The sequence below is a fragment of the Streptomyces sp. NPDC037126 genome (assembly GCF_055605965.1).
Genome location: NZ_JBVJTD010000087.1, coordinates 1 through 1646, shown reverse-complemented (window position 1 = coordinate 1646; position 1646 = coordinate 1). Strand labels below are relative to the sequence as shown.

Below are 1646 nucleotides of genomic sequence, written 5' to 3'. Positions count from 1 at the left end.
AGAGGTCGTTCTCTTTCCGAACCTCGTGTGACGTTTTCGCTGGCCAGGCATGAACTAGCTACTGCTGCGGGAGCCTCGGCTCGTTGCCGGACGAGATGTCGTGGAGGTGGCGGATGCCGTCGATGCGGGCGGTTCTGGAAACGCGGCAGAAAGCCGCAGCCGCGCAGGTTAAGCACCTCGAAGCCGAGTTGCAACGGGTGCGGGCGGCTCTGGCGGACGCGGAAGAAGTGCACCGGCGCCGGGTAATCGGCCTGGAGCAGTATCTGGAGGCGCTGGCCGAGGAGGATGCACCCGTCGACGTAGCCGGCGAGGTGTCGAGGAGGAAGCCGGTCGGGCCACGTCGTGCGGTGCCTCACCGGCAACTTGCGAGCGGGGTGAAGGAACTGTCGCCGGACTATCAGGCGTTGATGACCGCCGCGGTCGATGCCGGAGGCGACGGGCTGGGTGCCCGGCGGGCAGCAGTGGCGCTGGGCTGGGACAGTGCGTCCGACTCCCGCGTTGAAGGGGCCAGGGCACGGCTGAAGCGGCTGGTGGAACGAGGCTGGCTGGTCGAGAAGAAGCCAGGCAGGTTCACGCTGCCCCCATCAGAGCAGGACTCTGGGGCCGGGCGGCCAGGCGGCGGCTCATGAGCATGGTCATGGACCAAAGAACGACGGCTTCACTGGTGTCTGTGCGCCGCTCGTAGTCCCGGACCAGGCGCCGGCTGCGCAGGCACCAGGCGAAAGACCGTTCCACGACCCAGCGGCGGGGCAGCACCTGGAAGCCGCTGATGTCGTCGCTGCGGCGGACGATGTCGAGAACGACTCCGAGCTGTGCCGCACTCCAGTCGACGAGGTGGCCGGTGTAGCCGCCGTCGGCCCAGACACGTGCCAGCCGCTCGAAGCGGCCTCTGGCTGCTAGCAGCAGCGCTCGGGCGGCGTCTCGGTCGGTGGTCGATGCCGGTGTGACCAGCACGGCCAGCAGCAGGCCGAGAGTGTCGGTGAGCAGGTGCCGCTTGCGACCGTTGATCTTTTTCCCTGCGTCGAAGCCCCGCGAGGCCAGGGCGACGGTGGCGTCCGCCTTCACCGACTGCGAGTCCAGGACCGCCGCACTCGGCTCCTGATCACGGCCTTCGGCATCGCGGACGGCACCGCGCAGCCGGTCGTGCAGTTCGGCGATCAGTCCCGTGTCCCGCCAGCGGGCGAAGAAGGCGTATACCCGTGGCCAGGGCGGGAAGTCCGACGGCATCGCCCGCCACTTGACGCCGTTGTCGACGAGGTAGCGGATCGCGTCGATCATCTGCCGGTGGCAGTAGCCCTCGGGCCGCCCGCCCCGGCCGGCCAACCAACCGGGAACGGGTAGCAGTTCCCGTACCAGGGCCCACTCGTCATCGCTCATGTCCGAGTCGTACCGGGGCCGGCGTTCCGGCCGGTCGGCCGCGTTACCGAACCTGTGGGCGAGACAGTCACACCCAGGAGTGGACGGACTGGACCCGGCAACCATGACCACGCGACACTTCGACAACAGGGCCTCTTGCTCCTCGCTGGACTCGACATCCGCGAGCTACCAAGAGGCCCTTCTTCTATGCGTCCGCACCGGCAGACTCACCCGGACCAGGCCCCTGTTCGAACCCGACCGACCACCCGAGCGGAATGAGAACAGCCAGT

At 68.2% G+C, this 1646-nt stretch carries 2 protein-coding genes; one reads left to right on the top strand and one right to left on the bottom strand.

Going from position 1 to position 1646, the window contains the following annotated elements:
* Window positions 1-122: 122 nt before the first annotated feature.
* Window positions 123-629, top strand: coding sequence for a hypothetical protein (locus ACZ7FF_RS44935; RefSeq protein ID WP_470820548.1), 507 nt, complete (start codon window positions 123-125; stop codon window positions 627-629).
* Here the strand turns inward: ACZ7FF_RS44935 and ACZ7FF_RS44930 are convergent.
* On the bottom strand, window positions 571-1377 hold the full coding sequence (locus ACZ7FF_RS44930; protein ID WP_470820546.1) for an IS5 family transposase: 807 nt from the start codon (window positions 1375-1377) through the stop codon (window positions 571-573). The genes ACZ7FF_RS44935 and ACZ7FF_RS44930 overlap by 59 nt on opposite strands.
* Between the last annotated feature and the right edge of the window lie 269 nt (window positions 1378-1646).

Bases quoted from the DNA above. Each gene is read 5' to 3' on its own strand.
- ACZ7FF_RS44935 (WP_470820548.1), top strand. From the start codon at position 123: ATGCGGGCGGTTCTGGAAACGCGGCAGAAAGCCGCAGCCGCGCAGGTT.
- ACZ7FF_RS44930 (WP_470820546.1), bottom strand. From the start codon at position 1,377: ATGAGCGATGACGAGTGGGCCCTGGTACGGGAACTGCTACCCGTTCCC.